At 45.2% G+C, this 23,541-nt stretch carries 25 protein-coding genes; 11 read left to right on the top strand and 14 right to left on the bottom strand.

The genetic code is table 11. The annotated features are described in order from the left end of the window. Positions 1–15: 15 nt before the first annotated feature. Positions 16–510, bottom strand: a complete 495-nt coding sequence (locus tag AEA42_RS12595) for a putative 4-hydroxy-4-methyl-2-oxoglutarate aldolase (RefSeq protein WP_037419152.1) — start codon at positions 508–510, stop codon at positions 16–18. A 218-nt stretch (positions 511–728) separates the two neighbouring features. Between AEA42_RS12595 and AEA42_RS12590 the strand changes: the two genes are divergently transcribed. Next, a complete protein-coding gene (locus AEA42_RS12590; protein ID WP_037419155.1) occupies positions 729–1,049 on the top strand; it encodes a hypothetical protein in 321 nt (106 codons plus the stop codon). A 165-nt stretch (positions 1,050–1,214) separates the two neighbouring features. On the opposite strand, the gene AEA42_RS12585 is transcribed toward AEA42_RS12590, so the two are convergent. Beyond that, positions 1,215–2,993, bottom strand: a complete 1,779-nt coding sequence (locus tag AEA42_RS12585; protein WP_037427664.1) for a DUF885 domain-containing protein — start codon at positions 2,991–2,993, stop codon at positions 1,215–1,217. Between the two features lie 352 nt (positions 2,994–3,345). Here AEA42_RS12585 and AEA42_RS12580 point away from each other — a divergent pair, with 352 nt between their 5' ends. Both AEA42_RS12580 and AEA42_RS12575 read left to right on the top strand, forming a co-directional pair. Then, positions 3,346–4,761 (top strand): DEAD/DEAH box helicase, encoded by a 1,416-nt coding sequence (locus AEA42_RS12580; RefSeq protein WP_055647907.1) that lies wholly within the window; start codon positions 3,346–3,348, stop codon positions 4,759–4,761. A gap of 22 nt (positions 4,762–4,783) precedes the next feature. Next, positions 4,784–5,278: a peptidylprolyl isomerase gene (locus AEA42_RS12575; RefSeq protein WP_055647916.1), complete on the top strand. Its 495-nt coding sequence runs from the start codon at positions 4,784–4,786 to the stop codon at positions 5,276–5,278. 189 nt (positions 5,279–5,467) lie between these two features. Here the strand turns inward: AEA42_RS12575 and AEA42_RS12570 are convergent, their stop codons facing one another. From AEA42_RS12570 to AEA42_RS12565, 3 genes are all read right to left on the bottom strand, one after another. After that, positions 5,468–5,908, bottom strand: coding sequence for a YcgN family cysteine cluster protein (locus AEA42_RS12570; protein WP_037419163.1), 441 nt, complete (start codon positions 5,906–5,908; stop codon positions 5,468–5,470). Positions 5,909–6,171: 263 nt separating this feature from the next. Further along, complete coding sequence (locus tag AEA42_RS21840) at positions 6,172–6,369, bottom strand: hypothetical protein (RefSeq protein ID WP_082389644.1); 198 nt, start codon at positions 6,367–6,369, stop codon at positions 6,172–6,174. Positions 6,370–6,618: 249 nt separating this feature from the next. Beyond that, complete coding sequence (locus AEA42_RS12565; protein ID WP_055647906.1) at positions 6,619–6,897, bottom strand: YcgL domain-containing protein; 279 nt, start codon at positions 6,895–6,897, stop codon at positions 6,619–6,621. Positions 6,898–7,019: 122 nt separating this feature from the next. Between AEA42_RS12565 and minC the strand changes: the two genes are divergently transcribed. The 3 genes from minC to minE are packed head-to-tail and all read left to right on the top strand — an operon-like array spanning position 7,020 to position 8,782. Then, the gene (gene minC / locus AEA42_RS12560) at positions 7,020–7,685 is read left to right on the top strand and encodes a septum site-determining protein MinC (RefSeq protein WP_037419169.1); all 666 of its coding nucleotides are present in this window, start codon (positions 7,020–7,022) and stop codon (positions 7,683–7,685) included. 27 nt (positions 7,686–7,712) lie between these two features. Further along, on the top strand, positions 7,713–8,522 hold the full coding sequence (gene minD / locus AEA42_RS12555) for a septum site-determining protein MinD (RefSeq protein ID WP_037419172.1): 810 nt from the start codon (positions 7,713–7,715) through the stop codon (positions 8,520–8,522). Positions 8,523–8,524: 2 nt separating this feature from the next. After that, a complete protein-coding gene (minE, locus tag AEA42_RS12550; protein WP_007648439.1) occupies positions 8,525–8,782 on the top strand; it encodes a cell division topological specificity factor MinE in 258 nt (85 codons plus the stop codon). 179 nt (positions 8,783–8,961) lie between these two features. Here minE and rnd read toward each other — a convergent pair whose 3' ends face one another. The 7 genes from rnd to tsaB all read right to left on the bottom strand — a co-directional run bounded on the left by rnd (position 8,962) and on the right by tsaB (position 15,708). Further along, positions 8,962–10,071 (bottom strand): ribonuclease D, encoded by a 1,110-nt coding sequence (gene rnd, locus AEA42_RS12545; protein ID WP_055647915.1) that lies wholly within the window; start codon positions 10,069–10,071, stop codon positions 8,962–8,964. 70 nt (positions 10,072–10,141) lie between these two features. Then, on the bottom strand, positions 10,142–11,815 hold the full coding sequence (gene fadD / locus AEA42_RS12540) for a long-chain-fatty-acid--CoA ligase FadD (protein WP_055647905.1): 1,674 nt from the start codon (positions 11,813–11,815) through the stop codon (positions 10,142–10,144). A 199-nt stretch (positions 11,816–12,014) separates the two neighbouring features. Then, entirely contained in the window at positions 12,015–12,881 is an 867-nt protein-coding gene (locus tag AEA42_RS12535; RefSeq protein WP_055647904.1) for an alpha/beta hydrolase, read from the bottom strand. Positions 12,882–12,902: 21 nt separating this feature from the next. Beyond that, entirely contained in the window at positions 12,903–13,715 is an 813-nt protein-coding gene (locus AEA42_RS12530; RefSeq protein ID WP_037430429.1) for a class I SAM-dependent methyltransferase, read from the bottom strand. A 130-nt stretch (positions 13,716–13,845) separates the two neighbouring features. After that, positions 13,846–14,553 (bottom strand): M50 family metallopeptidase, encoded by a 708-nt coding sequence (locus AEA42_RS12525; protein ID WP_055647903.1) that lies wholly within the window; start codon positions 14,551–14,553, stop codon positions 13,846–13,848. Next, positions 14,546–14,854, bottom strand: a complete 309-nt coding sequence (locus AEA42_RS12520) for a hypothetical protein (protein WP_047533683.1) — start codon at positions 14,852–14,854, stop codon at positions 14,546–14,548. Before AEA42_RS12520 ends, AEA42_RS12525 begins: the two co-directional genes overlap by 8 nt. Positions 14,855–14,997: 143 nt before the next feature. Next, entirely contained in the window at positions 14,998–15,708 is a 711-nt protein-coding gene (gene tsaB / locus AEA42_RS12515; protein WP_047533679.1) for a tRNA (adenosine(37)-N6)-threonylcarbamoyltransferase complex dimerization subunit type 1 TsaB, read from the bottom strand. Positions 15,709–16,086: 378 nt separating this feature from the next. Between tsaB and hemB the strand changes: the two genes are divergently transcribed. Continuing rightward, positions 16,087–17,085 carry a porphobilinogen synthase gene (gene hemB / locus AEA42_RS12510; protein ID WP_055647902.1) on the top strand — a complete coding sequence of 333 codons (999 nt, stop codon included), beginning with the start codon at positions 16,087–16,089 and terminating at the stop codon, positions 17,083–17,085. A 94-nt stretch (positions 17,086–17,179) separates the two neighbouring features. Here the strand turns inward: hemB and AEA42_RS12505 are convergent, their stop codons facing one another. Further along, positions 17,180–18,085 (bottom strand): bifunctional methionine sulfoxide reductase B/A protein, encoded by a 906-nt coding sequence (locus AEA42_RS12505; RefSeq protein WP_055647901.1) that lies wholly within the window; start codon positions 18,083–18,085, stop codon positions 17,180–17,182. Between the two features lie 376 nt (positions 18,086–18,461). On the opposite strand from AEA42_RS12505, the gene AEA42_RS12500 reads away from it, so the two are divergent. Both AEA42_RS12500 and ylqF read left to right on the top strand, forming a co-directional pair. Continuing rightward, complete coding sequence (locus AEA42_RS12500) at positions 18,462–19,301, top strand: 2OG-Fe(II) oxygenase family protein (protein ID WP_055647900.1); 840 nt, start codon at positions 18,462–18,464, stop codon at positions 19,299–19,301. 124 nt (positions 19,302–19,425) lie between these two features. Continuing rightward, a complete protein-coding gene (ylqF, locus tag AEA42_RS12495; RefSeq protein WP_037419203.1) occupies positions 19,426–20,367 on the top strand; it encodes a ribosome biogenesis GTPase YlqF in 942 nt (313 codons plus the stop codon). Between the two features lie 383 nt (positions 20,368–20,750). Here ylqF and AEA42_RS12490 read toward each other — a convergent pair whose 3' ends face one another. Continuing rightward, on the bottom strand, positions 20,751–21,752 hold the full coding sequence (locus tag AEA42_RS12490; protein ID WP_055647914.1) for a rhodanese-related sulfurtransferase: 1,002 nt from the start codon (positions 21,750–21,752) through the stop codon (positions 20,751–20,753). A 272-nt stretch (positions 21,753–22,024) separates the two neighbouring features. On the opposite strand from AEA42_RS12490, the gene AEA42_RS12485 reads away from it, so the two are divergent. Further along, positions 22,025–22,696 carry a glutathione S-transferase gene (locus tag AEA42_RS12485; RefSeq protein WP_055647899.1) on the top strand — a complete coding sequence of 224 codons (672 nt, stop codon included), beginning with the start codon at positions 22,025–22,027 and terminating at the stop codon, positions 22,694–22,696. A gap of 610 nt (positions 22,697–23,306) precedes the next feature. Next, on the top strand, positions 23,307–23,541 hold a 235-nt coding region (locus AEA42_RS12475), incomplete at its 3' end, for a transposase domain-containing protein (protein ID WP_186293712.1).

Raw genomic sequence — 23,541 nt, 5'->3', positions numbered from 1 at the left:
CTTGAATTTAAAAACTTAACTTAAAAATGCGAAATTTAAACACTCCTCACTGATGGCAATGCCATTCTCATCAACATAAACCATCATACCGGGTTTGACTGTAACACTGCCAAACTCGATAGGCACATTGACTTGTCCTTGATCTTTCTTATCAGTCTTGATGGGCATCGCGCCTAAGGCATAAACCCCTAAATTAAAAGTATTCAGTCTAGCAACATCCCGAACATAACCATTGATAATCACGCCTTGCCAACCATTATCCATGGCGCTTTGGGCGATTAAATCTCCCAGCAGTGCACGACGGGATGAGCCTCCACCATCAACAACAAGCACTTTCCCTTGACCTGGCTGTGCTAAAACTTCTTTCACTTTGGAGTTATCTTCAAAACATTTGACCGTCACAACTTCACCCCAAAACAACTTCTTACCACCATAAGCACGAAACGCTAGCGGCAACAAAGTGAGTTTGGATGGATAGTGATCAAACAAATCGGGTAATAGATCAAGCATTTCAATCTCCACTTGGCGAAAAGTTTAGACTACTCATTATTGTAGACGCCGACAAGTACTATGAGAAAACCAGCTTTTTATTGGTTTTAGCACTTTAATACTTGGTCAGCATTGGCATAAACATTATAATCTGCGATAGTAAAACGCTTGTGATACCCTCTTGGGTTAAGGCATTCATTCTTTCGCTTCTCAACGTCTCGTAATAAAGTGAACACCAAATGACAACTGATCTAGATTTGCAAAGCGCTATCGCTGCACTCGATGAATATGGATATGAGAAAAAAGTCTCAACGGATCTTGAGCAAGCCCGTAATAAACAACAAATGGGGAAATACATCAAATCCCTTGATTACAGTTTGCGTCGCTTATTAATATTGCAAGAAACTGTTAACGAACTAGTTGAAGAAAAGAAACACCAACTTGCACAGCAAGAAAATATTCAAACCTATAAGACTAAAATTATTAACCTTTCTCGAGAGTTTAACATTTCATACGAAGATGTATTAGCTATTATGGCTGAGTTACCCAACAAAAAATAATACCGAAAACAGCCTTCCAGAAAGAACAATTATAACAAGGCCGTACAGAATCTGCTGTATGGCCTAAATTAATCGTTGTATCAATTCAGACGTATTCATCCACGCAATGTATATCAAAACAGCCAGTGAAAAGGCGCCATTGATGGCACCCTTTCAATTATTGGCTTATTTTTCTAGCATTAACTGACGAATATATTTCACTGGCGCACTGCCATAGCTTAAAAACTTCTCATGGAATGCTTTGAGATCAAAATCCTTACCTTTGAGCTGCTTATATTCTTCGCGGAAATCGTAAATTTCACGGTAACCCGAGTAGTAACTGGTCAGCTGTACTTGGCTTAGGGTAGCACGGCGCCACTTGCCTTCAGCCTCAGCTCGTTGCTGGAAGGCTTCATCCATCATCAGGCTGATGGCTTGATCTTCAGTCATGCCTTTAACATGAATGCTGTAATCCAAGATCGTGTTACAGATAACACGTAGATTCCACTTGTAATACATCAACCACATTTCAGGCTCGAAATTGCCATAACCTTCTTCAAGCATCATGCGTTCGGTATAAACAGCCCAACCTTCGACCATTGCGCCATTACCAAATAAGCTTTTCACTAAGCTTGGCGATTCATTGGAATACACTAATTGAGTGTAATGCCCTGGAATCGCCTCATGGATATTTAAAATCTGTAATATCCAATGGTTATATTCGCGTAAATAGCTTTCAGCGGATTCATCATTCATACCATCGAGTGGCGTGACGTTATAATAGGTATTGCCTAATTTATCATAGGGGCCAGGGGCACTAATCGACGCTCCAGCATAACCACGCATATACTCAGGAGTTTCACGAACCACTAATGGTTTTTTTGGGTCTAAAGTCACTAATTTTTTTTGATTTACAAACTCAATCAACTCAGGAATTTGTTTACGGACTTCGCTAACAAAGTCGTCGCGTTTAACGTGCTCAGTCGACAATTTATCAATTAATTGGCGGATGGCGATTTTATTATCACTTGGTTTTGGCGTTGTAAAATATTTAGGCCAAAGTTTATCGGTGATCTTGGCCATTTCACCTTGGACCCTATCTTTATCTGCCATGGCTTTTTGATAGAGCTGTTTAGCCGTCATGCCCGCTTGGATATCAAAGGCAAATTTTTGCTCGTATAATTCTTCACCGATCCTAAAGCTACGGGCGCCTTCTTTTTTCAGCAAGTCAACCTGTGCATTTAACCAACGAATATGTTCATTAATTGCTTTCGTTGCCGTATCGAAGCGGGATTTAAATAGCGATTTTTCCGCATCCGACAGACCGGAATCCGCCACTTGTTTTAATAAATCATCGGAGAATACCGAAAACGCACCTTGGTTTTGCATTACAGCAAGTTCCGTATGCTCTAGGGTTGGTTTCGATATATTACTTCTTGCTGCGGCGTAATAAGCTGGGATATTTTCCATCCTGGCCAATACCGAGCGTAATCTGTCATCCAGCGGCGCAAAGTTTTCATTGATGATTTGTGCAAAACCGCCCGCCACGTTATAGCTAGAGGGATCCCATTGCCAAGATTTAAAGTCAGTGATATCCCACGCCATGCTGTTTAGCAGGTTATCAATCAAATGATAATCGATGGTTTCGTTAGAGCTCAGAGACTTAATTTCAAACTGTTTCAGCTTCGCCTGCTGGGTTTTTACAAAGGCAAGTGTCTTAACACGGCTAGCTTCATTGGGGATTTCTAAATAGCCATCATTAACATGCTTGCCGCTATATAGCGCCCATGTTGGTGATAATTGCCACAAATCATCGATAAAAGCATTACTAAACTGCGCAAAAGAAACCGTGCTAACTTCACCACTAACCACTTTACTTGGCGAGGTTTGGTCTGATTGGGATTGGCAGCCTACAAGGCCGGTGAACGATAACAATATCGCAAGGGATAGGGTGGTTTTTCTCATTCTTTATTGTCCTTTTTATATTTATACCAACGCGTTGTTGTAATGCTTACCCTAAGCAAGCTGGTAAAACGAATGCTAGGCGTATTGAATTTGGCGATAACGCCTGAAAGCTCGCTCGTCAGGCGTATTTAACATTACTTTAGTTAATCATATCAGCCGCCTAATTGCAGCAATGTTAATATCTAATACATGCCCAGTTACAAATTTGTAAGCCCATTTATTAACCCCTCGAACTAACCGCAAAGTTGAGATAATCCCCTATTTCAACAATGCTACTGCTATAATAGCGACCTGCTTCGCTGTTTGCGCCACGCCAACAGTTTGCCAATAAATCATTTAGTTGAGATCCTCAATGCCATTCACCCAACTTGGATTACACAGCGCGCTTATCAAAGCCGTGACTGAACTGGGTTACCAAAGCCCTACGCCAATACAAGCTCAGGCCATTCCCAGCATTCTTGCGGGGAAAAATGTGCTAGCCGCGGCTCAAACCGGTACAGGTAAAACGGCTAGTTTTGTATTGCCGTTGCTACATCGATTTGCTGACGCACCCAAAATTCGGCCTAAACGGGTACGTACCATCATTCTTACCCCCACTCGGGAACTGGCGCTACAAGTTGAACAAAACATCAATCAATATGCCAAGTACCTGCCGCTGACGGCCATGGCCATGTACGGCGGCGTTGATGCTGCGCCGCAAAAAAAACGTCTGATTGAAGGGGTTGATCTGCTCGTTGCAACGCCTGGGCGTTTGCTGGATATGTATACTCAAAGAGCCATTCGCTTTGATGAAGTCTCCGTATTAGTGCTGGATGAAGCCGATCGCATCCTCGATATGGGTTTTATCGAAGATATTAATAGCATTATTGAAAAGCTGCCTGAGCAGCGGCAAAACCTGCTATTTTCGGCAACCTTATCAAAACAGGTCAAAGCACTGGCTAAAACCGCTATTCCGGATGCCATTGAGATTGAAATCAGTCGTAAAAATGCCGCTTCAACGCAAATTGAGCAGTGGTTAACGACCGTTGATAAAGATCGAAAATCCGCACTATTGAGCCATTTAATTAAAGAGAATAACTGGGCACAGGCATTAATTTTTATCCAAACCAAACACGGCACCGCCAAATTGGTTAGCCAGTTAGAAAAGCGTGGCATTACCGCGGAGGCTTTTCACAGTGGTCGCAGCCAAGCGGTGCGCGAGCAACTGCTTATCGATTTTAAAGCGGGTAAAGTCTCCTTTTTAGTCGCGACCGGTGTTGCGTCACGCGGTATCGATATCGATGCGCTCGAGCGAGTGATTAACTACGATTTACCCGATGAAGCCGATGACTATATCCATCGCATTGGCCGCACCGGCCGCGCGGGTAATCAAGGTGAAGCCATATCCTTTGTCTCTAAAGATGATTTTAGAAATCTGTGCGCCATTGAGCGCCGTTTAGGTCATATTATCGAGCGCAAACACATCGAGGGGTTTGAGCCTAAAAAAGCGGTGCCTATTTCAATTCTCGATTTTGTGCCTAAATCGGCTTCTACATCAGCGCATAAACCCAATAAAAAAGCTCAAGCCTTGCCCTATTCCAGTGGAAAACCCGGCACCTTTGAGGCGACTCAGGCGAAAAAGCACCGTAGTGCTAAATCCAAGCCGCAACCTAAGCAAGCGACAAGGTTAACACAGCCCGATGTGAGCGAAAGCACCGAGAAACAACAAACACAAGGTGAAACATCTCCATCATTTAATCCTTGGCTTAGTGGATCTCACACCAAATAACTCATTAACAGAAGCGCAGCATATGATTATTTTCACGACAAATTTTGGCGATATAACCCTCGAACTTGATATAGAGCGCGCCCCCGTTACCGCCAAAAACTTTATTCGTTACTGTAAAGAAGGTTTTTATGAGCACACGATTTTCCATCGTGTGATCAAAGGCTTTATGATCCAAGGCGGTGGTTTTACCGCCAAAATGAAAGAAAAGCCCACCCACGAACCAATTGTCAACGAAGCCAACAAAGGCCTATCGAATGTATTTGGTACTATCGCCATGGCCCGTACCGATGCGCCACACTCGGCAACCGCGCAGTTTTTTATCAATACTGCCAATAATGAGTTTCTAGACCATACGGCACCCACCAATAATGGCTGGGGTTATGCGGTATTTGGTAAAGTCACAGCGGGACTCGAGGTTGTACTGCAAATTGAAGGCGTTAAAACCACACGAGTAGCGGGCCATGAAGACGTGCCCCGTGAACCCATCATTATCGAAAAAGTGACGATTATTGAATGACTTTATCTAATCGGTAAAATTGTTTTGCGTGACTGAGCAATGGTCCAGCAATAACGCCACCATTCCTTGATAAATAACGCTTTGGTTTTAAACTCGAGATAGAAAAAAGGAGCAATCAACCGAAATGGTTAGTTGCTCCTTTTTGTTCATTACTATCTGATATTACAGACAAAAGCTGCTTGAATGGTATTAATCCAGATCTTTAAGCGGCCACAGCACGATATGGTCTTCAATATCCTTAATCCTGCGCTCATCTACCACTTTGCCTTGAATCGACATGCCTGCAAGGTGCATGGCTTCCTTCGACCCCGTAAGTAATGGATGCCAGCTTGGTAAGTCTCTGCCAGATGCCAAACGGCGATAGGCGCAGCTATCGGGTAGCCAGGTGAGTTCATGGACATTTTGCGCAGTAATCACAGTACATTGGGGAACATGGCTAAAACGGTCACTATAATGTTTGCAGCTGGCACTTTGGTGATCGAGTAATAGACAAGCCGCATTGGTGTAATACAGCTCTTCAGTTTCATCATCAATCAATTTGTTTAAACAACACTTACCACAACCATCACAGAGGGACTCCCACTCCTGCGACGTCAGCTCGGTTAACGCTTTATTCTGCCAAAATGCCATGTTTACGCTTATCTTCATATAAAAAATCCGCTCAATGTGGGCCATTTTACACCAATTTACAGGGGATGCTTAATTATCTCCGATACATGCACCACAAAGATGCCTAAATAATCGCACTCATCTAAATAATTCACCGCTTGCCAGCGCATTAAGGCACGGTAATTGTTATAGACGAAAGACCTTGATGACTCAGCGCCATAAGACATGTGAGACGAAGGCATGAATATTTTGATGATTGGGCAAATCACTATTATCGAGATGCCTTACCCCAATGGTTGCCACTTACTAGGGCGTGTTGACGTTTCAGGGTTGTTTTTGCAGCAATTTGGCTGGCGTTTATGCAAGGCAAAGTCCGTGCTGTGTAGTTGTTCTACATAAACGGACGATAACGCAGCAGAAACGTCAGTCAAATGCTGCCCGAAGGGTTCGTCTGGCAAGCCCTTGCTCTTACTTTCTGTCATAAGAGCCGCTCGTCATTTGAGTAGAATAACTACACATCATTCCTCGTTTTGCGAGCACGAGCTTGCCAGAACGAACAAAATCTAATCTCGAAACGTCAACACGCCCTAATGTCTGCGGCTGCTTAAATTTAAGAGGAGAGCATTAAAGAAGGAGATTTGCCCTTACGAATTAAGGGCAAGAGGAGCTTAGTATATGCTGCAACAGATTTAAAGACTGTCTTTGGCAGTTACCCTGTGCACAGTTACAGACTAGTCTTGAATCCCAAGGCTTTCTCTGTGCTCGGCCAATAAATTAACCTGCGGTGGCGGAATTTGTAAATAAAACCCCTTTTCCTTGAGTGCTGCTCTGACCTTATTAATATCGGCGATACCGAGTGATTCACGCTTAGCAATCGGGAATACCATCACTAACTGAGGCACACCAAACATATCTAACAACGCCTGCGGGACGTCGTCGAAACAGTCCCTTTTGTTTACAAATAAGTAAGTGTCAGCCTTTCGACTACTTTTATAAACCGCACATAGCATAAGAGTATAAATATCCAATAGTTCAAACTTGCCAGTCAATGGGGCACACTATAACATGGTCGCCTAGTAATTTAATTGCAAATCAGCGAACCGACTGATGATTTCTGGAGAATAGTGCCGGGATGTCAAAACCTAGCTTAGAGTTAAAAGGCGCTTCTTTTACTCTTTCAGTGCTTCATATTAATAACAGCGATTTAAATGCTGTCATGGCTGAATTAGATAGCAAATTGGCACAAGCTCCCCAATTTTTTCTGGGTGCCCCTTTAGTCGTCAACCTCAGCGCCATTCAAGATAACGATTTTAATTTACAGGGCTTAAAAGAGTTATTACTTTCCCGCCAGTTAGTTATTGTAGGAATTACTGGTGCAACTAACGTCCTGAGCAACCAAGCTAAAACACTCGGACTTGCCATAGTCAAAGCGGGTAAACAAAGCGTCGCCCCCCCACCAGCACCGCGTCAAACTAAGATTTTGAAGCAAAATATCCGCTCAGGTCAGCAGGTCTATGCAAAAAATGGCGATTTAATCATATTTGGTGCGGTAGGTAATGGCGCTGAAGTCATCGCCGATGGTAGCATTCATATTTATGGTGCGTTACGAGGAAAGGCCATGGCGGGCGCAGCTGGCGACAGCAGCGCGGTAATCATTGCTCATTCCCTCGAGGCAGAATTAGTTTCAATAGCAGGGCAATATTGGCTCGCTGAAAATCTACAACAACATAGCTCAGATAAAGGCGGCTGCATTCGCTTAAATGGCGAGTCGCTTATCGTTGAATCATTGCCCCTCTAAATGGCACAAAAAAGGATAGAGAGAAACATGGCACAAATTATTGTTGTCACTTCAGGTAAAGGTGGTGTTGGTAAAACCACATCCAGTGCGGCGATTGCAACTGGACTTGCACTACAAGGGCATAAAACTGTTGTTATCGATTTCGATATAGGCTTGCGTAACTTGGATCTAATCATGGGCTGTGAGCGCCGCGTCGTCTATGACTTTGTCAATGTCATCAACGGTGAAGCGAATTTAAATCAGGCACTTATCAAAGATAAACGCTGTGAAAAACTGTTTGTACTGCCAGCCTCGCAAACTCGTGATAAAGACGCCCTAACAAAAGAAGGCGTGGGCCGTGTGCTTGACGATTTAGCCAAAGAATTTGAATTTATTATCTGTGATTCCCCTGCAGGTATTGAGCAAGGCGCGATGATGGCATTGTATTTTGCCGATATCGCCATTGTGACGACCAACCCTGAAGTAAGCTCGGTTCGCGACTCTGACCGTATTCTAGGAATGCTGCAAAGCAAGTCACGCCGCGCAGAACTCAGTTTAGAGCCGATAAAAGAGTACTTACTGTTGACTCGTTATTCTCCAAGTCGGGTAAAATCGGGCGAAATGTTAAGTGTTGACGATGTAAAAGAAATCCTTGCCATTGATTTGCTTGGCGTTATCCCTGAATCACAATCCGTACTCAAGGCATCAAACTCCGGAGTACCTGTGATTATCGATCAAGAAAGTGATGCAGGCGCCGCTTATAGTGACACTGTCGCGCGTTTATTGGGTGAAGATGTCCCAGTACGCTTTATTACGGAAGAGAAAAAAGGTTTCTTACAACGGATATTTGGTAGCTAATTATGTCTTTACTCGACTATTTCAAAAGCAAGAAAAAGCCTAGCACCGCGGTAATGGCAAAAGAGCGACTACAAATTATTGTGGCCCATCAGCGTGGACAACGCGATACACCTGACTATTTCCCGCAGATGAAGCAAGAAATCATCGCCGTGATCCGCAAGTATGTGCAGATTTCGGATGATCAAGTTTCAGTGCAATTAGATCAGAATGACGATAACTTGTCGGTACTCGAACTTAACGTGACGTTGCCAGACAGATAAGTCGAGCGTTGGCGTCATCCTCAAATGGGGATGACGCTTTCTGCTGCGCCTTTCTCCTACCCCCATGCTTTAGCTGGGGTAAAATCAAGGCCTAACACCTTAAATGCAAATTTAGGCATCAAATCTTAGGTCAAAACCGAAATGTTAAAAGCAAAATATTGGCGCCTAATCTGTAAAACTTAAACTTCAAGCTTTGCCAATGACTCGGCCGCGATCTCTCCGCGCCAACCGCTTAATACTGTTGGTAATTCCCCTTGCTGTTTATCCCAACGCCATTGTAAATACTCATGAATATGACGTTTGGAGCCCAGCATTTCCATCGGAATGGCATGTTGTTCGCACAGTTCGGTTAAACAAGTTTTAATGGTCTTAAAGGCGGATTTATAACCCGGTTTAAGCGCTAAAACATCAACTAGCTCCGGCGGATTGTTTAAGTCAGCAGTCTGCATTATCCGTAAAATATCTTTACCATGGATGCGTTTTTCCTGCTCAGTTAAATCGTTCAATTTAAACAAATCACTTATGCTTTTAGGCTGTTTTTTCGCTAGCGCAATTAAACCATGATCTTTAATCACAAAGCCTAAGGCTAAATCCCGTGCTAAAGCTTTTTCTAAACGCCATTTAGCCAGCACTTTAAGGTAAGCCAATTGAGGCTCTGTTAATTGAAATGCGTTTTTTACTTTAAGGTATGCGGTCTCGACATCGGGAGGAGCTAAACGCCCTTCAGTCATCCGCTCGCCTTCTTCATAAAGCCAATCTAAACGGCCTTGCGCTTTAAGCTTGTCGGCGAGTTGCGGATAAAGTTGATAAAGATACAACACATCATTGGCGGCGTAGCTAAGTTGCGCCTCGGTTAAGGGGCGACGTATCCAGTCGGTGCGTGACTCACCTTTATCAATCACTTCACCTAAGCAGGTTTCGACTAACTTGGCATAACCTAAGCCATGACCCATACCGCATAGTGAAGCCGCAATTTGGCTATCAAATAAGGGCGTAGGTTGGCGCTGGCCATAATGGGCGAAGACTTCTAAATCCTCACTGCAGGAATGTACTAGCTTGATAATGTTAGGATTATCTAACAAAGCCCAAAATGCATCGAGATTGGGTAAAGCCACAGGGTCAATCAAAGCTAAGGTGTTACCATCATAGGCTTGGATCAGGCCAAGCTTAGCGTAATACGTACGTGTGCGCACAAACTCGGTATCTAATACCAGTACTGCGCTCTGTTGATATTGAGCGACGAGGGCATTGAGGCTCGCTTCGTCGCTCACATAGTGAAACACTGACAAATTCTTCTCCAGTTCCTGTGGGATAATCACATCCATAAAAACAAAAGCCGGCTTATTGCCGGCTTCAATCTTACGCGCGCTTGACTTCGTCTCTCAGTTCTCGTCGCAAGATCTTACCCACATTGGTTTTAGGTAACTCGTCCCTAAATTCTACCAGCTTCGGCACTTTATATCCCGTTAAATGCACTCGGCAATGCTTAATGATGTCTTCAGCGGTTAAAGATTTGTCTTTCGCCACCACAAACACCTTCACTAACTCGCCACTTGCATCATTAGGAACCCCTACTGCCGCGACTTCTATCACCTTAGGATGTAAAGCAACAACCTCTTCCACTTCATTGGGGAAGACGTTAAAGCCAGAAACTAAAATCATGTCTTTCTTACGATCAACAATATAGAAGAAACCCTGTTCATCCATATAACCGATATCGCCCGTGGCGAGCCAGCCGTCTTTATCAATCACTTTGGCTGTCTCTTCTGGACGCTGCCAATAGCCTTTCATGATCTGTGGGCCTTTGCCAAATAGCTCACCTGTCTCGCCTTGGGGCAACACATTACCCGCATCATCACGCACTTGAATGAGTGTAGATGGCGCAGGAAAACCGATAGAACCGTTATAACCGTCTAAGTTATAGGGACAGCATGTTAACAGGGGCGAGGCTTCAGTTAACCCATAACCTTCAAGTAAACGGGTTTTAGTGATGCTCTGCCATTTATCGGCCACGGCTTTTTGCACGGCCATACCGCCACCAATGGATAATTTGAGGCGAGAAAAATCTAGCTCAGCAAAATCACTACTATTCACTAAGGCATTAAACAGGGTGTTAACACCTGTCAGGGCGGTAAAAGGATATTTCTTGAGTTCAGCCACAAACCCTGGAATATCCCGAGGGTTAGTGATTAACAGATTCTGACTGCCCTTATGTAAAAACAGTAAGCAATTCACTGTTAAGGCAAAAATATGATAAAGCGGTAATGCAGTTACAACAAATTCAGAACCATCCCGCAGCGCTGGAGAATAAGCACCGTTAGCCTGCAACACGTTTGCCACCACATTACTGTGGGTTAACATGGCGCCCTTTGAAACCCCAGTCGTACCACCAGTATATTGCAAAAAGGCAAGGTCACCCCCAGTGATTACGGGTTTGACATACTGCATTCTGCGACCTCTTGACAAGGTTTCGCGCATCGAAAGGGCATGGGGTAGATCGTATTTAGGCACCAGTTTTTTAATATATTTCACAACAAAGTTAACTAAGGTGCGTTTTGGCGCACTTAGTTGATCGCCTAAACTAGTGATAATGACACTTTTCACGGGCGTTTGATCGACCACTTCTTCTAAGGTGCGGGCGAAGTTAGACACCACAACAATGGCTTTGGCGCCCGAGTCAATCAACTGATGTTTGAGCTCTCGCGGGGTATAAAGTGGGTTAACGTTAACCACCACCATACCAGCACGTAATACCCCAAATAACGCAATAGGATATTGCAACAGATTGGGCATCATCAGTGCGACACGATCGCCCTTTTGTAGCTTCAATTCATTTTGTAAATAAGCAGCAAAAGCACGGCTACTTTCTTCAAGTTTACGGTAAGTTAGCGTGGCCCCCATGTTGATAAATGCAGGTTGATCCGCATACTTAGCCACCGCGGTCTCGAACATATCGATAAGCGATGAATACTGATCCACATTAATCTCAGCAGGCACATCTTTTGGTAAATGTTTAATCCAAGGCTGATCCACTACTTTCTCCTAAATCCCCACAACTGCGGATACGGTACCCTTACTACCGCCAATACTCGACAAATACCGAGTTAAAATACCGACTTACATTTTATTGTTATTGATTTACCCGGATAAATCATACGGGCGTTTTAATTTTGATCATCATCACATAAAAGAAACAAAAAACCTAGTGTCTTTTTTATGTTAGTAAAAGCCATTATGCGACAAAACGTTGGATTAACTGACTAACCGCTTGCGCATTATCCATATGCACATGATGGTCCCCCTCAAGCATATGTTCAGACAAATTGCTGAACCATTTCCTTGCTTTAGGTAGCGCCGTATGTAATTGGCTAAAACCTTGTTTGCCGCAGATGAGTAAGGTAACCACCGAAATATTTTGCATTAAAGCATCGACTTGCTCAAAGGTCAGTCGCATTGGCGAGTCGAGCCTTAGTCTTGGATCACTTCGCCAAACAACTCCATCAGAAGTCGCTTGCATATTGCGGTCAAGTAATAGTCGACACCACGGTTCGGCCAATCCGGTTAAATGCACTCTAGCCTTAACTGCCGTTTCCAGACTATCGTAGACTCTCATCCGTTTATGTTTTTGCGCTAAAAATTTCTCATGTTGGTAAAAGCTTTTCCTCAGCCGCGATTTGGTTTGGGTTGCTGACTCATATAAGGGGCTTAAGGCCTCAATTAAAATCAGCTTATTAACCTTTTCTGGAAATGCTGCCGTATACGCAGAGGCGATAATCCCCCCTAATGAATGCCCAATAATAGCCAGTGGCTTTTGTGGCAAAATCGCCAGTAACGCATCGAGATCGTATAAATAGTCAATCCAGTGTAATGGGTAATGTCCCGGCCGATGCGCCGAAAAACCATGACCGGGCCAATCTATGGCAAGAATTTGGTAATCTGACAAATACTCAGCGAGAGGCTCAAAACTGTTGGCATTGTCTAACCAGCCATGCAACGCGAGCAATAATGGTTTATCTTTCGCTCCCCATAATCGACCACTCAGCTTGATATGGGGTAACACAAACTCGACTTGATTTTTGGGGGCGAAAGACTGCCACATATTGCCTCTAATGTCAGGTGATTAGCGGGATTTTTTGACAAATTTGAGCGTCATGCGATCACTCTCACCAATTGCTTGGTATTTTTCTTTATCTGTATCACCTAAAGCAAAGGAAGGTGGCAACGTCCATACTCCCTTGGCATAGTCCTTAGTGTCTTTCGGATTGGCGTTGATTTCGGAGCTTTCGGCTAAGGTAAAACCGACCTTTTTGGCCAGCGCGATCATCTCGTCTTGATCCATATAGCCCGTGCTCATATTCATGCCTTTATTGGCTCTATGTTCGACGACGCCAAATACACCGCCATCTTTAAGCACTTTGTAAGAAGCGGCAAACACGTTTTCGAGCTGGTCGCTTGAAGCCCAATTATGTAAGTTACGGAAAGTTAATACCAAGTCAGCACTGCCATCGGCACCTAAATTCATTTTGGCTGGAGGGTCAAGAACCACCATTTTCGCATTACCAAATAAGGCTTTATTGGCCGTCATCCAAGTATCGAATTTCACGCCCGCATTGGCGCGATAGCGATTACCAGGGGTGTCCGTGCTGGGGGTAGTTTCGAAACTGGCGGCAATATATTGTCCCTTAGGCGCAAGATAAGGGGCAAGGATTTCAGTGTACCAGCCATTACCTGGCCAAAGTTCAATCACGGTTTGTGTTGGGGTTATACCAAAAAATGTAAGGGTTTCTGCGGGGTGACGATAAATATCGCGGCTAGCGTTTTTGGCTTGGCGAAAATCACTTTTAATGGCTTTATCTAATGCTTCATCTGCATTGGCCATACCTGAACAGAGACCAGCAATCAGCATACTGGCGATGAGTGTGACTTTTTTCATAATAATTCTCCTTGGATACCGAAGACTTAAGCTAGCAGTCTATATAAAAAAATCCAAGAATTAGCCGCATAAGTTGACCATTTAGGCTGTAAATATTTGTGATGTCATGGGAGCATTAATGTGCGATGTATTAACGAGAGATGGCGGAATCCACCCGCCGCCAAGCCATATACAAGGCGCAGATACTGCAAAACAACCAAATGGCGACCCAAATCCACGCTGGTATCCATGAACGATCAGCCAGCAGCACCGCATCGCCCAGCCCTTCGAGTCCGAGCAATACCGTTGGGCTTGCCAGCGCATTGAGCATGATCATCAAACCAATAATGCGTAAAAATTGCGTGAGGATTTTATTTTTGCTGAGTTTTAACGGCAGTAACAACACTATCGTCAGTACCGCTAAAATGGCTAAGGTGAGCAAATCTCGCCCCCACAGCAGACCACTTAGCACCACTAAACCGCCTAAAAACGCAAAGCTTAGGCGAATGCCCTTAGGCCAAGTCGCCAGCAGATAAATAAGGTATCCCCAACAGGCTGCGCCAAAATAGCCCGCAAATCCAATCACCAGTGGCGAGCCACCTTGGCTAAAGCAAAACCCCGCACCATTGGGAAAGAGTTGAATATGACTCACTATGCCGCCACTGAGCACTGTCGCTATCCCATGGGACAACTCGTGGAAATAGCTCTCTAACCACTTAAATGGCACACTCAGATAAGGAATGCGCGTCAAAATGAGGGCCAGCATCAGTTCGATGATAAACAAACCACGGCTCGGAAGGCCGCCAGTTAAACGAGGTGTAAAACGAGATTGAGAAGACACTGACGCACTATCAGGCATAAATATCCACACCCACCATCTGCTGAATCTCTTCACGTTTGGCGGCATGTTGCGTTTGTAGGTATTGGGCGATAGCCCCTTGATGTCCTCGGGTACTTTGCTCGTATTCGAGTTGGGCACCGAGTCTGGATTGTAGGTTTTGTGATGATCCTTCATCGGTATCGTCAAAGGCTAAGGCAGAAACCGCATCGAGCTCAATCACAGGGCGCGGCGCTTCCGTGGGCGACATTCCCTGTATGATCGCGGGGCGATTACTCGCAACCGCTTGTGTCAAACTCGTTTGAAGCGAATTTACCTGCATCGAAATGCCCAGTTAATATCCTAGTAGTCCTAGTTAGTATTATTAGGCTGTTGTGACAAACGCCTAACTAAGATTTGATGTCTACATCGTGAACCAATGCAGACAGTTTAGATTCTAACGTATCATGGGGAATAATGAACAGTTTATTCACGTCCCGGTAACTTTTTCCATGTCACAGTATCACGAAGATATACAGGCTCGAGTACATCGACACTGGTGGTTAATCCCGCTTTGATACCCGCTTCGGCCAGCACTAACATGGCTCGGGCATCGGGATACTTCACCGCCGCTAAGGAGGTAATGCCGCTGCCTAGAGCTAATAACTCGGGATAAGCATCAAACCCAGTGCCGCAACCCACAATGGTTTTATTAAGATCGAATGCCAGCTCAACCTGCTCAGGCGCGCTCACTACCTCTTTACCGACTAATGTAGCAATGCCATCGACGGCCACAAATTGGCCCCAGTACACTTCTCCCATGCGCGCATCAATACAGCAGAGCACTTGCTCGGCAGCGTGCTCAGCAATCGCCATTTGTGCCATGGCCGCTAAGGTGGAAATGCCGATAACGGGTAAGTCTAACCCTAGGGCTAAACCTTGAGTCATGCTGGTGCAAATACGGATGCCCGTAAAACTGCCTGGCCCACGGCCGTAAGCAATGGCATCCAGTTTATCTAAGCCGACATTGGCTTGTTTTAATACTGCTTCCACCATAGGCAATAAACGCTGACTATGCTCCCGAGGCGCATCGGCTAACTCAGCAAAAACCTGTCCTTGATAATACAGGGCAGCCGAACAAGCTTCGGTACAAGTGTCGAGGGCGAGAATACAAACAGAGTCTTGGGGTGTTGTCATATAAAAACCGCGCTGTGGGTATAGTTGGGCAGAAGAATAGCGACTTATTAAAGCCCTGCACTATACCAAGTGTAAATTGGCGCAAATGATAACATCAAATAATCGAAAGCAAAGGCTTAAAAACAGCGGTGAATGGCTCGATTGGCTTAGCGCTGGGTTTGTGATCGCCATCACTAACTCAACAACCTCTTCGGCCTTGGTCCAAATACAGGGAAACTTTTGCCCTATTTTAGGTCTGAGCAAACAGTGCTGAAGCTTTTGTCTCACTTAATCAAGTTCACTAAAGCACCAACAAGTACAACCTAAGCATCGTTTTAACTCTCTCCCTTTGACGCGAAACTTCGCGTGATGCTTTTACACTGTTAATAAGGAAATTCAATGAGCAGTACCAGAGAAAATCCCCTTAAACCCCTTCGCCGTTTAAGACGCCTGCGCCGCACCGAGGCCATGCGCGACCTAGTGCGTGAAACCCATATTTCCCTAAGCGACTTGGTTCACCCACTCTTCATCGAAGAACACATCAGCCAAGCCGTACCCATTTCAACCTTGCCGGGGATCTGCCGTCTGCCCGAGAGTGCGCTTGCCGATGAAATTCAAAGGCTTTACGCCCTAGGGATCCGTTATGTGATGCCCTTTGGTATTTCCCACACCAAAGATGCACAGGGCAGCGACACTTGGGATGACAATGGCTTACTGGCACGAATGATCCGCACCATCAAAACCGCCGCACCAGAGATGATGGTGATCCCCGATATTTGTTTTTGTGAATATACCGACCACGGACACTGCGGCGTATTGCACCATGACGAAGTCTGTAACGATCAAACCGTGGCTAACTTAGTCAAACAATCCATTACCGCCGCCAAAGCGGGAGCCGATATGCTGGCACCATCGGCCATGATGGACGGTCAGATAAAAGCGATACGACAAGGGTTAGATGAAGCTGGTTTTGAGCACGTGGCCATTTTGGCCCATGCTGCAAAGTTCGCCTCATCCTTCTATGGACCATTTAGGGCCGCGGTGGATTGTGAACTTAGCGGAAACCGTAAAGGCTACCAGCTCGACTACGCCAATGGTCGCCAAGCCTTGCTCGAAGCACTGCTCGATGAAGAGGAAGGCGCGGATATTTTGATGGTAAAGCCCGGCACACCGTATTTGGATGTGTTAAGTCGCCTAAGGCAGCAAACCCACCTTCCCTTAGCGGCTTATCAGGTTGGCGGCGAATATGCCGGTATTAAATTTGCTGCACTGGCGGGCGCCCTCGATGAGCGCGCCGTCGTCACCGAAACCTTTATCGGGTTAAAGCGGGCTGGCGCCGATTTAATCGTCAGCTATTACGCGAAACAATATGCCGAGTGGTTAGCGCAATCCCGCTAATGCGCTGAGTCTTCAGTCCATCAGCCAAGCCATCAACGAAAACGCCACCCTATCGGTGGCGTTTTTTATCCGTCAATTTGCTCGCACATTAAGCCTATGCTTGTAGCTCGGCAAAGAGGGCTCTTACCTTTTCAACCTTTGGCCGCACCACAATTTGGCAATAGGGCTGCTCGCCATGCAGGGCGAAGTAATCATTGTGATAATCCTCTGCGGGATAAAAAGACTCAAAAGCCACCACTTGGGTGACGATCGGCGCATCAAATACCCTTGCCTCGGTTAATTTTGCAATCATGGCATTGGTCTCTTCAATCTGCGCCGCATCATGGGCAAAGACGACGGAGCGATACTGCGGCCCTTTATCATTACCTTGGCGGTTGAGCGTGGTGGGATCGTGACTCTCAAATAACACCTGCAGCAGCGTTGTAAAGCTGATTTGTGCGGGGTCAAACTCGATGTGCACCACTTCGGCATGCCCAGTTAATCCCGAACACACCGACTTATAATCGGCATCGCTCGCCTCGCCGCCCGAGTAACCAGAGCTGACATTCAGCACGCCCTTCAGGCTCTTAAAAATCGCTTCAACACACCAAAAACAGCCCGCACCAAAGGTGGCAAAGGCCGTTTTATGCGTTGATGTTGTCACCTCATCGGCCGCTTGAAACACCATGGAGACAGAATTAACGCAGTGACGAATATTCTTTGGCGTTAAATATTCCCCTTCAAACACATGGCCTAAATGACCGCCACACTGACTACAGACGATCTCGGTACGGCGACCATCGGCGTCAACATGACGACTCACAGCGCCCGGAATTTCATCATCGAAGGCTGGCCATCCACAGTGGGCATTAAACTTATCTTCTGAGCGATACAAAGGTGCATGGCATTTTTTGCACAAATACACGCCTTTGGCGTCATGTTGATAATACTCCCCGCTAAAGGGACGTTCTGTGCCCTTTTCTTCTATGACATAGCGTTCAAAATCAGTCAGTTTGTTCATAAAAGTCTCCTTTAGCTCCTAAGGTATTCGCCTGCATAAGACCGTTTGTTCCTCAGGTTTATTACGCCCCAGCCTGAATAGGCTTTTTGGCATAGTAGCCGCTTTAGTCGATAAAATCCTGTTGATTGAGCCAATGCTTAAATAACTGGAGGAAAATTCAACAATGCTCTACGCCTATCGTTTTCAATGTTTGCGCCAAGTACAGCGCAACGCTACACTTGCTGCGGGTCAATTCTCTACCCAAACCTTTCTATATGCCTGCTTAAACACTAGGAATAAGCAAGCCATACCGATAATGAGATAAGTGGCAATGACTCCTTACCGTTATCCTTAGAAAGTGTTTGGTTAACAACCATATATAACAAGTAGAAACAATATGAAATTAGAAACCATTGATTATCGTGCAGCCGATAGCGCCAAACACTTTGTGGAATCCCTACGTGAAACGGGCTTTGGTGTACTCTCTAACCACCCTATCGATAAGGAACTGGTCGAAAACATTTACACTGAGTGGCAAGCCTTTTTCAATTCTGACGCTAAGAACGAGTTTATGTTCAATCGTGAAACCCACGATGGCTTTTTCCCCGCGTCGATTTCAGAAACCGCAAAAGGCCACACGGTTAAAGACATCAAAGAGTATTACCACGTGTACCCTTGGGGTCGTATTCCTGATTCACTGCGTGCCAATATTCTAGCTTACTATGAAAAAGCCAATGCGCTGGCCGCTGAACTGTTAGAGTGGATTGAAACCTACTCGCCAGACGAGGTTAAAGCTAAGTTCTCGATTCCGCTGCCAGAAATGATTGCCGACAGCCACAAAACCCTGCTGCGCATTCTGCATTACCCACCGATGACAGGCGATGAAGAAATGGGCGCTATTCGCGCAGCGGCCCACGAAGATATTAACCTTATCACTGTGCTGCCCGCGGCCAACGAGCCAGGGTTGCAAGTCAAAGCCAAAGACGGCTCTTGGTTAGATGTGCCAAGTGATTTTGGCAATATTATCATCAACATTGGTGATATGTTGCAGGAAGCCTCGGGTGGTTACTTCCCATCAACCTCACACCGCGTAATTAACCCAGAAGGCACGGATAAGACTAAGTCGCGTATTTCACTGCCCTTATTCTTACACCCTAAACCTTCGGTCGTGCTGTCTGACCGTTATACCGCCGACAGCTACCTAATGGAAAGATTACGCGAGCTAGGCGTACTTTAAGCAATACATGCTCAAATTCGCATCAAGATTAAGCAATTAAGCGCCTTCGGGCGCTTTTTTTATGACATTCGTCGCCTTCAAGGTAGAATAGCCGTCTTTAGGTCATTTAGAACAAGGCGCTATCATGGCAATTCAATGGTATCCGGGGCACATGCACAAGGCACGCAAAGAGATCGAAGAGGCTATGCCTCAGGTCGATCTAGTAATTGAGGTGCTGGACGCCCGTATTCCCTACAGTAGTGAAAACCCCATGGTGTCAAAGCTTCGCGGCGACAAACCTTGTATTAAGCTACTGAATAAATCCGACTTAGCCGATCCCGACATTACCGCCCAGTGGATTGAATATCTTGAGCGTGAACAAGGGGTAAAAGCCACAGCGATTACCACATTGCAACCGGGTATGTTGAAAATGCTGCCGGATCTTTGTCGTAAGTTAGTACCGAGTCGCGATAAAACTGAAAAAGATATTCGCACTATGATCATGGGGATCCCAAACGTGGGTAAGTCCACCATTATCAACACCTTAGCCGGTCGCGTTATCGCCAAAACCGGTAACGAACCCGCCGTCACCAAAACCCAGCAGCGCATTAACCTGCGCAACGGTATTGTGCTCTCGGACACGCCAGGGATTTTATGGCCTAAGGTTGATAACGAAGCTAGTAGCTATCGCCTTGCCGTCACGGGTGCCATTAAAGATACCGCCATGGAATACGAAGATGTGGCGCTGTTTGCCGCAGGTTATTTCTTAAAGGCCTACCCGAAGGAAATTTGCGAGCGTTATAACATCAGCGAGTTACCTAAGGATGATATGGCGTTACTCGAAGAAATCGGCCGTAAACGTGGCGCCCTCCGTCCCGGTGGTCGCATCGATTTGCATAAAGCCTCGGAAGTCGTATTACACGATTACCGCTCAGGTCGAATTGGCCTGTTATCCCTTGAAACGCCTGCGATGGCTGAAATCGAAAAAGCCGAAGTGGAACGCATTCTGGCTGAAAAAGCCGCCGAGAAAGCCGCTAAGCTAGAAGCAGAAAAACTGAAACGCTCAGGCAAACGTCATAACGTTTAATATTACGTTGAATACTCTTAAATATTGGCAAAGTCCATTGGTAAATGCTTTACCGCCCCGTTAATGGGGCGGATGTTCATTAAAGATAACCAGTGGTCATTTTTATCATTAGCGCGACCAATCGATTTTGCCATATAGGACATTCTTTAAGACATTCAGAATTAAATTTTGATCGTTCTAGCAAGCTCGTGCTTACGAAACGAGGAGTGACATGTCGCCATTTGACTCAGTTGACAAGCGGCTATCATGACAGAAAGTAAGGGCCAGAGCTTGCCTGCCCTTCCTTTTGACAGCCTTTAGTTTGCCATTTCTGCTGCATAATCGTCCGGTAAAAAAAGTGAGGCTGTCCATAATTGAACAGCATCACCTTAGCTGAGCATGCGTTAAGTGTTAGCTTGCTTGGTTTTATTTTTCTCTGCAGCTTGTTTGCGCTGTGCTTCTTTCTTTTGTCGACGGGCTTCAATCACATAATTCACATCACTACCGATATGAGCCTCGTTACGGGATTTAGCTAAATTCACTTGGCGTTCACGTTCAACAAAACGCTTTCGCTGCTCCTCTGAAATCTTATCAATACAATGTGGGCAACTCACACCTTGCACATAAGCTGGGGATAATTTTTCCGCTTCAGTGATTGGCATACGACAAGCATTGCATTGATCGTATTGCCCTTTCTTTAAATCATGGTCGACCGCCACACGATTATCGAAGACAAAACATTCGCCTTCCCACAGGCTTTCTTCCTGTTTGACTTCTTCAAGGTATTTAAGGATGCCACCTTCGAGGTGATACACTTCTTCAAAGCCTTGCTCTTTTAAATAAGCGGTTGATTTTTCACAGCGAATACCACCAGTGCAGAACATCGCCACTTTTTTATGCTTGGCAGGATCGAGATTCTGCTTAACATACTCAGGGAATTCTCTGAAGGTTTCGGTCACGGGGTTAATGGCATTTTTAAAGGTGCCGATTTGCACTTCATAGTCGTTGCGGGTATCCACTAGGATGACTTCAGGATCGGAAATCAGCGCGTTCCAGTCCTGTGGCTTAACGTAAGTGCCCACCACTTTAAGCGGATCGATACCCTCGACGCCCATGGTGACGATTTCTTTTTTGAGCTTCACCTTAGTGCGGTAGAAAGGCATTTCGTCGTCAAAGGATAACTTGTAAACGATGTTTTCAAGGCCATTTTGGTTATTCAGCCAAGCCAGCAGTGCGTCGATAGCCGCTTGAGTGCCGGCCACAGTGCCGTTAATCCCCTCACTTGCCAGCAACAATGTGCCTTTAATCTCAGCCTGTTCCATCATGGACAGGAGTGGCTCACGCAGCGACTCAAAATGCGGTAATGAAACAAACTTATATAAAGCACAAACAACAACGTTAGACATAACACCCTCAACTGCTGGCTGGAACTTAATTTCCAGTGCATTAACCAATAATCACCCAAGCCTAAGCTAGGTCGCAAAAATAGGGCGAAATTCTACCTGAGTCACAGTCGGATAAACACAGACAAAAACCAAGGTCATTGCTTATTTACAGGCAAACGGTGGAATAATCAGTAATAAACGCAGTATTTCTGTTTTAAAGTCACTACTATTGCCAACTTTTAACCCACAGTCGTGACTAAATCGTTTTTATCATTGCATTAAGGAATAAGACTATGCCCTTACCCATACTCTACAGTTTTCGCCGCTGTCCTTATGCTATGCGCGCTAGACTTGGGCTATTGCTCGGCCAATGCCAAGTGGAAGTGAGAGAAATCACCTTTAAAGCGAAACCCGCAGAGATGTTAGCCATCTCCCCCAAGGGCACAGTGCCCGTATTGCAGCTCCCTACTGGAGAGGTGATTGCTGAGAGCTTGGATATTATGCTCTGGGGACTGCATAAGGCTGACTCGCCAGCCGCACAGCAGTTACTCGGACAAACCACCTCAGCGCAAAGCCTGATTAATGAGCTTATTGTGCAAAATGATGTTGAATTTAAACCTTGGCTGGATAAGTACAAATATGCAGACCGGTATCCAGAATACTCGCAGGCGGATTATTTCGCCAAGGCCAGCACTTTTCTGGTACGACTCGAAGCACAGCTTCAGCAACATCCTTATCTTATCAGCCCTGCGTTAAGCCTTGCTGATTTTGCCATTATGCCTTTTATCCGCCAATTTACTGCGGTGGATGCCAAACGGGATTTGAACGGGGATTTCCCACGGCTTATGGCATGGTTAACTGAGCTAACAAGCACTGACATATTTCAACATGCCATGACTAAATATGTGATCTGGCAGACTGGTAATACCCCAAATTACTTGTTAGGAATGTCTATAAGTAAATAAGAATTAACGTTTATTTTTATATACCCCATAGCAATCGGTAAAATGTTCACGTAAAGTAGCTCTCACTTAGGTAAAGTGAGTAAATCCTTTTTAACATTTTATGCTAAATCATCACGATGAATTACAGGGATAAAGTACTTGGATAATACGGATATTATAATCATAGCGATGCTCATCGGTTTAGCCCTACTGCATTGCTTATTCGCAGCTCGAGTATTTAAGAGCCAAGTTAATCTCAGCACTAACAAAAAATGTTTATGGTGCCTGCTAAGCTTATTTTTAGGCCCCATAGGCTACTATGCCTATCATGGTTTAATCCCTTTAGATAAACTGCAAAATGACTAGAACGGGTTGATGTTTAAGCTTTAGATGTTGCGCAAGCTCGCGAAACGAGGAATGACGCGTAGTTATGATACTCAAATGACGAGCGGCTCTTTACGCCACAACCATCATACTTTCGAGGCATCAAGTATAAAGTGCACATATCTATGCACTTGAACAATAAACCGAAAAGCGCGGACATTACCTAATGCCGATCAGTTAAGACAGATCGCTTGACGATCTCGCTGAAAAGATCAAAATCCGATGACCTCATGTCATCGGATTTTTTATGCAACTCTCAGAAGCACTCGCCCGTACCCATATTACCCGCCTAACCGAATTCACCTGCTTAGCTGATGTGTTAGAACCTGAGTTAATTCAATCTTGCCTAGACTCCCAGGGCGTTGCGACGTTAAGACGGCGTAAATTGCCGATGGACGCGATGATTTGGGCCGTTATCGGAATGGCTTTGTTCCGAGGGGAGTCTGTTCGGTCACTCATCAACAAACTCGACATTGTTTTGC

The sequence above is a fragment of the Shewanella sp. Sh95 genome (assembly GCF_001308045.1).
Classification (GTDB): Bacteria; Pseudomonadota; Gammaproteobacteria; order Enterobacterales; family Shewanellaceae; genus Shewanella; species Shewanella xiamenensis.
This window is presented reverse-complemented; position numbering and strand designations above follow the sequence as displayed.